The sequence below is a fragment of the Paramuribaculum intestinale genome (assembly GCF_003024925.1).
Lineage (GTDB): Bacteria > Bacteroidota > Bacteroidia > Bacteroidales > Muribaculaceae > Paramuribaculum > Paramuribaculum intestinale.
In genome coordinates this window covers 1-6,931 of the sequence record NZ_PUED01000133.1, presented here as the reverse complement: position 1 = coordinate 6,931, position 6,931 = coordinate 1, and the positions used below count along the sequence as shown (strand labels likewise).

Genomic DNA, 6,931 nt, shown 5'->3' with positions numbered 1-6,931 from the left:
TGGGGCGTTCGTTGGCAGCGTCTGATTGGTATAAGAGACAGCTTCAAGGCTTCAGACTCAGGCCTGTCACGTCAGGCCGACACCGACCTCTCCGACAACGGCCGCACCGACGCCAACGGCCGGTTCCTGACCGTAGCGCAGAGTGCCGCGCTCGAAACCGACTTCACCGCCGCAGCCGAATCGACCATCAACGGAGTGGTCAGCATCAAGAGCTACGTGACACTGCGCCAGCGCTCCACCCGTCAGAGCACCCCGTTTGACGATCCGTTCTTTGAATTTTTCTTCGGCACCCCGCGCCGCCAGCAGCAACAGCCCCAGCAGCAGGAACAGCAGCCCAAGGAGCAGCCGATGGGACTCGGATCGGGAGTGATCATCAGCGCCGACGGACATATCGTCACTAACAACCATGTCATCGAGGGCGCCGAACGCCTTGAGGTGACACTCAACGACAACCGCACCTACGACGCCACCGTCATAGGCACCGACCCCACCACCGACCTCGCCCTTATAAAGATCGAGGCCGACAGCCTCCACGTCATACCGATGGGAAGCTCCGACAATCTCCTCGTGGGCGAATGGGTGCTCGCCGTGGGCAATCCGTTCGGATTCACCTCCACCGTCACCGCCGGCATAGTCAGCGCCAAAGCCCGCTCGATCTCCGACAGCCGCCAGGGACGGATGACCATCGAATCATACATACAGACCGATGCCGCCGTCAATCCCGGCAACTCGGGTGGAGCGCTCGTCAATCTCAAAGGCGAACTCATCGGCATAAACACCGCCATATACTCGCAGACGGGCAACTATGCCGGCTATTCGTTCGCCATACCCACCTCGATAGTGGTCAAGGTGATGACCGACCTCAAGAAATACGGCACGGTGCAGCGCGCGGTGCTTGGCATCACCTTCCGTGAACTCACCCCCGAGATCATCAAGGAGAAGGGATTCAAGAACATCAACGACGGCATTGTCGTGGAGGAGGTCAGCGAGGGCGGAGCCGCCATGACCGCCGGAGTGAGACCCAACGACGTGATCGTGGCCATCAACGGCACGGCCATCCACAACAAAGCCCAGTTCATGGAGCAGCTCAGCCGTCTCAGCCCGGGCGACAAAGCCTCGCTGACCATCGTGCGCGACGGCAGCACCAGAAACTTCGACGTGACTCTTCTCAACAACCAGGGATCCACACGCATCGTCAAAGCGCCTACAGTGGAGGCACTCGGCGCCAAATTCGCCAAAGTGGCCGACGACAAGCTCCGCGCCTTGCGTCTGCGCAGCGGAGTGCAGGTGAGCGAGGTGACTGGCGACGGACGCTTCAAGCGTGCCGGCATCCGTGAAGGCTTCATCATCTCCGACATCAACAACGGCCGCGTCAGCTCGCCCGAGGATGTCGAGAAGATCTACGACGCCATCATGAAGAGCGACGACACCTACGACAAGGTTATGTTCATCTCCGGCGTCTATCCCACAGGCAAAAAGATGTATTACGCTGTAGATCTCGCCGACTGATGATAGAATACATACATGGCCCTCTGGCCGAACTCACACCCGCCTACGCCGTGGTCGACTGCCACGGCGTGGGCTATCTTCTTGCCATCACACTGACAGCCTACACCGAACTGCAGGACAAGAAGGAAGCCAGGCTGCTCGTTCACGAAGCAATCCGCGAAGACGCTTATCAGCTCTACGGATTCATCAGTCCGCAGGAGCGCGAACTGTTCCGCGAGCTCATTGGAGTCAGCGGCGTCGGCGCCAATACCGCGCGGATGATACTCTCGTCGATCCCCGCCCCCGAACTGGCGTCGGTCATCATCGCAGGCGACCACGCGCGGCTCAAAGCCGTCAAAGGGATCGGAGCCAAGACAGCACAGCGCATAGTGGTGGATCTTCGCGACAAGATCAAACCCTCGGGCGACATACCCGCAGCCGCCATGGCTCCCGCCGCAAGCGAGGCATTCGAGGAGGCTCTCGCCGCTCTCGTGATGCTCGGATTTCCGCGTCCGGCCGCAGCCAAGGCGCTCCGCAAACTCTTCGACGCCGAGCCTCAGATCAAGGTGGAACAGGCCATCAAGAAAGCCCTCGCCATGCTCTGATCCGGCACAAATCCGGCAGTTTTTTCGGCCATCGCCACCGGTTTGTCCACTAATTTATTGCAATCAAGCCGCAAAGCCGACAAAACCGTTGGCGGATTGTGAAAAAATTTCTAACTTTGCACCGCCATTACAAACATTGCGCCTTACCAGCGCGATTTTCTAACGGATTAATCGATTAACAGCATAACAAAATGAAAAAAGACATCCATCCTTCCAACTATCGCGAAGTTGTGTTCAAAGATATGTCGAACGAAGAGATCTTCATCACACGTTCTACTATCGCCGCCAAGGAGACAATCGAGGTGGACGGCAAGACCTACCCCCTCGTGAAGCTTGAAATCACAAGCGCCTCACACCCCTTCTTCACCGGCAAGCAGAAACTCGTCGACACCGCCGGCCGCGTCGACAAGTTCATGAACCGCTACGGCAACCGCAAGAAGAAATAAATCCCGCGAAAGAGAGCAGCGGTGCCTGCAGCGCCCTGCACGAAGGATCACAAACCGATACGACGGTCCTGTGTCATGACATTATGCGTTGACACAGGACCTTGTTGTATGCCATAAGAGCGTGTTACTTACACCACCTACCGTCATGAACACCACCATCCTCACCGCCACACACCACACCCCCTGCGGAGATCTTCTCATAGGCGCCGTCGGCCATCGGATATGCCTGTGCGACTGGGCAGCAGGCGGCAGTCCGCGGCCTGTGGTGGAACGCCGCCTCCGACGCCTCTACGGCCCGCTGTCCACCCCCGGAGCAGCCGACTCGCCACTGATCGACGAAGCGCGCCGACAGCTCGACCTGTATTTCGACCGACGGCTACGCAAATTCGACCTGCCTCTGGCCATCGACGGCACGCCACTGCAGCAAGCCGTATGGCGGCGACTGACAGCAATCCCCTACGCATCCACCATCAGCTACTCGCAGCTGGCGGCATCCGTCGGACACCACACAGCCGTAAGAGCAGTGGCATCGGCCTGCGGAGCCAACGCCATATCAATCATCGTCCCCTGCCACCGGGTGACCGGCGCCGACGGCTCGCTGACAGGCTACGCCGGCGGCATCGCAGCCAAACGCCGCCTCCTCGACCTCGAATCACACGCCGCCACACCAATACCATGAGGCATGATTCGACAGACATCTTGTCATTCTCGGAATAATTCGCTATATTTGCATAAAACGAAAGCGACTCACTACACCGACAGCTGACAACCATGGCAAAGGAAATTCAATTTATCTTATACAATCTCCCCGACAATTCAGGGACAGTGCAGGCTTATGTGGAGAATGAGACACTATGGCTTACACAGAAAGCCATCTCTCAACTGTTTGGAGTTGACCGCACCGTCATAACCAAGCATCTCAAAAATATATTTGAGACAGGAGAACTCTATGAAGAATCAGTATGTGCAAAATTTGCACATACTGCGACCGATGGAAAAAAGTATAATACGGCCTTTTATTCCCTTGATGCCATAATCAGTGTCGGATACCGCGTAAACAGCCGCCGCGCCACCATGTTCCGTCAATGGGCCACACGCATACTCAACGAATATATCCGTAAAGGATTCGTACTTGACGACGAACGTCTCAAACAGGGAAATGCGACATTCGGGCGCGACTATTTCCGCGAACTAATTGAACGCGTACGCTCCATTCGCGCCAGCGAGAGACGCATCTGGCAACAGATCACCGACATATATGCCGAGTGCAGCATCGATTACGACCGTATGGCACCGGCAACAAAAGATTTTTATGCCATGGTACAGAACCGGTTTCATTATGCCATAACCGGACATACTGCCGCCGAGATAATACACTCCGGCGCTGACCATACGAAACCCAATATGGGGCTTACTTCATGGAAAAACGCTCCTGACGGCCGCATACTCAAATCTGATGTAACTATTGCTAAAAACTATCTGACCGACAAAGAGATCCGCTCTCTCGAACGGACTGTCACATCCTATTTCGATTATATTGAGGGACAGATCGAACGCGGAAACATATTCACCATGGAACAATTTGCCGAAAGTGTCAATAAATTCTTGACATTCAACGATTATAAGACATTACCAAATCGCGGCTGCATATCCGCCTCACAGGCCAAGGCAAAAGCGGAAGCAGAATACGACCTTTTCAATCCTACCCAACAGATCGATTCTGATTTCGACAAAGAGATCCGCCGTATACTCGACACTTAGCATGCCATATCGCCGCGACAGTTTTCAGCGCAAACAAGTCGCCGCGTCAGAATCGGGCATTCTGACACGGCGACTTTGATTTAAGCCATAATTCGGCAAGGGTTGTCGGCTCAGGCAAGGGTGTACTTGCAGCGGACCGGCGACACTATCGTGCCATCCTTTTTGAGCTGGGCGAATACCTTGTCGACCACCTTCTTGTCAAGCCCGGTGACCTCAGCCACCTTCGAGGCGTTGACAGGCTCTCCGGCATTGCGGATCGCCTCTATCACAGTGTTGCGTTCATCCATAATATCTCTGTTTTTTTGATTAAGTAATACGTTATTTTCAAAACGGATGGGGCGTCGCCTGTCATCGGCCACGCCCCATCGCTATATCAGTGTCGGGCCGCAGGCCTTATTTCACTTCCTCGAAGTCGACGTCGGTCACTCCGTCGCCGCTTCCCGGCTGCGGCCCCTGCTGCGAGCCGGGCTGCTGACCGGCCTGCTGCTGAGCCTGTGCCTGTGCGTTGTGGATAGCCTGCTGGGCTGCGCCGAAGGCTGCCTCCACCTCCTTGATGGCGGAGTCGATGCCGTCGATATCCTGAGCCTTGTGAGCCTCCTTGAGGCGTGTCAGAGCGGTTTCGATCGGAGCCTTCACGTCGGCGGGGATCTTGTCGCCCAGCTCGCTGAGCTGCTTCTCGGTCTGGAATATCAGCGAGTCGGCCTGATTGATCTTGTCGGCGCGCTCCTTCTCCTTGGCGTCGGCTGCCGCATTGGCCGCAGCCTCGTCCTTCATGCGCTGTATCTCTGCGTCGGTCAGGCCGCTCGATGCCTCGATGCGGATGCTCTGTTCCTTGCCGGTGGCTTTATCCTTGGCCGAAACATTGAGAATGCCGTTGGCGTCGATCTCGAAAGTGACCTCGATCTGCGGTATGCCGCGCGGAGCGGGAGCGATGCCGTCGAGATGGAATTTGCCCAGAGTCTTGTCGTCCTTGGCCATGGGTCGTTCGCCCTGCAGCACGTGGATCTCAACCGAAGGCTGATTGTCGGCGGCCGTAGAGAATGTCTCGCTCTTGCGGGTAGGAATGGTGGTGTTGGCTTCGATAAGCTTTGTCATCACGCCGCCGAGAGTCTCGATACCTACCGACAGGGGCACTACGTCGAGGAGCAGCACGTCCTTCACATCGCCGCTGAGCACACCACCCTGGATGGCAGCGCCCACAGCCACTACCTCGTCGGGGTTGACACCCTTCGAGGGAGCCTTGCCGAAGAACTTCTCAACCACCTGCTGTATGGCCGGGATACGGGTCGAACCGCCCACGAGTATCACCTCGTCGATATCCTTCGGGGTCATGCCGGCATCCTTGAGAGCCTGCTCGCAAGGCTTGATGGTGGCCTGGATGAGCTTGTCGGCGAGCTGCTCGAACTTGGCGCGTGTCAGCGTCTTCACCAGATGCTTGGGTATGCCGTTGACAGGCATGATATACGGCAGGTTGATTTCTGTCGAAGTGGCGCTCGAAAGCTCTATCTTGGCCTTCTCGGCGGCCTCCTTGAGGCGCTGGAGAGCCATCGGGTCCTGACGAAGATCCACGCCCTCGTCCTTCTGGAACTCGTCGGCGAGCCAGTCGATGATCACATGGTCGAAGTCGTCGCCGCCGAGATGGGTGTCGCCGTTGGTCGACTTCACCTCAAACACGCCGTCGCCAAGCTCGAGGATCGAGATATCAAACGTGCCGCCGCCGAGGTCAAACACGGCTATCTTCTGATCCTTGTTGGTCTTGTCGAGTCCGTAGGCCAGAGCGGCTGCGGTAGGCTCGTTGACGATACGCTTCACGGTCAGTCCGGCAATCTCGCCGGCCTCCTTGGTGGCCTGACGCTGCGAGTCGTTGAAGTAGGCCGGCACAGTGATGACAGCCTCCGTCACAGACTGTCCGAGGTAGTCCTCGGCAGTCTTCTTCATCTTCTGAAGTATCATGGCCGAGATCTCCTGCGGAGTGTACTCGCGGCCGTCGATGTCGACACGCGGAGTGTCGTTGGAGCCGCACACCACCTTATAGGGCACGCGCTCTATCTCGCCTGCCACCTGCTGGCAGTTCTCGCCCATGAAACGCTTGATCGAATAGATCGTGCGCTTGGGGTTGGTGATGGCCTGACGCTTGGCCGGATCGCCCACCTTGCGCTCTCCGCCATCAACAAACGCTACTACCGAAGGAGTCGTATTGCGTCCCTCGCTGTTGGGGCTCACCACAGGATCCTTGCCTTCGAGAACGGCCACACACGAGTTGGTGGTGCCGAGGTCAATGCCTATAATCTTTCCCATAATTAAAAGATTTTATTTTGTATTTTTATTAATATTTTCTGTTTCTGACCGACACCCGCTGACATTGCGGGCCGCCGGCGATCACTAATACAAACAAATCACGTGCCAAAAAAGTTGACTCATACATAAAGTTTTATCAGCAAGCATATTACCACAAACCGCGCTACTGACACACATCTGACATAGTGTCATCTCCGTGTCAGCCTCCGCCACCGGCGCTGCGGCTCATCCACGAAGATACCTGAGACAGGTGGCCCGTGCTGACGCGGGCGGCTGATCTCGCAGGCTCCGCAGCTCGGCCGAGTGGAGTGGACGGCTCTCTTTCCCCCGGTC

At 56.7% G+C, this 6,931-nt stretch carries 7 protein-coding genes; 5 read left to right on the top strand and 2 right to left on the bottom strand.

Annotated features, from left to right (window positions below):
- The 5 genes from C5O24_RS09615 to C5O24_RS09595 form a co-directional block, all read left to right on the top strand.
- Window positions 1-1,509 (top strand): Do family serine endopeptidase (locus tag C5O24_RS09615; RefSeq protein WP_107681761.1); only part of this gene is annotated, 1,509 nt, incomplete at its 5' end.
- Window positions 1,509-2,093: a Holliday junction branch migration protein RuvA gene (gene ruvA, locus C5O24_RS09610; RefSeq protein ID WP_107036762.1), complete on the top strand. Its 585-nt coding sequence runs from the start codon at window positions 1,509-1,511 to the stop codon at window positions 2,091-2,093. The genes C5O24_RS09615 and ruvA, both read left to right, overlap by 1 nt.
- 191 nt (window positions 2,094-2,284) lie before the next feature.
- A complete protein-coding gene (locus C5O24_RS09605) occupies window positions 2,285-2,539 on the top strand; it encodes a type B 50S ribosomal protein L31 (protein ID WP_107036763.1) in 255 nt (84 codons plus the stop codon).
- Between the two features lie 145 nt (window positions 2,540-2,684).
- Window positions 2,685-3,218, top strand: coding sequence for a methylated-DNA--[protein]-cysteine S-methyltransferase (locus C5O24_RS09600; RefSeq protein WP_107036764.1), 534 nt, complete (start codon window positions 2,685-2,687; stop codon window positions 3,216-3,218).
- A gap of 92 nt (window positions 3,219-3,310) precedes the next feature.
- On the top strand, window positions 3,311-4,300 hold the full coding sequence (locus tag C5O24_RS09595) for a virulence RhuM family protein (RefSeq protein ID WP_107036765.1): 990 nt from the start codon (window positions 3,311-3,313) through the stop codon (window positions 4,298-4,300).
- Window positions 4,301-4,410: 110 nt separating this feature from the next.
- Here the strand turns inward: C5O24_RS09595 and C5O24_RS09590 are convergent, their stop codons facing one another.
- Both C5O24_RS09590 and dnaK read right to left on the bottom strand, forming a co-directional pair.
- Window positions 4,411-4,587 (bottom strand): helix-turn-helix domain-containing protein, encoded by a 177-nt coding sequence (locus C5O24_RS09590; RefSeq protein WP_107036766.1) that lies wholly within the window; start codon window positions 4,585-4,587, stop codon window positions 4,411-4,413.
- A 106-nt stretch (window positions 4,588-4,693) separates the two neighbouring features.
- A complete protein-coding gene (gene dnaK / locus C5O24_RS09585; RefSeq protein WP_107681760.1) occupies window positions 4,694-6,598 on the bottom strand; it encodes a molecular chaperone DnaK in 1,905 nt (634 codons plus the stop codon).
- Window positions 6,599-6,931: the final 333 nt, after the last annotated feature.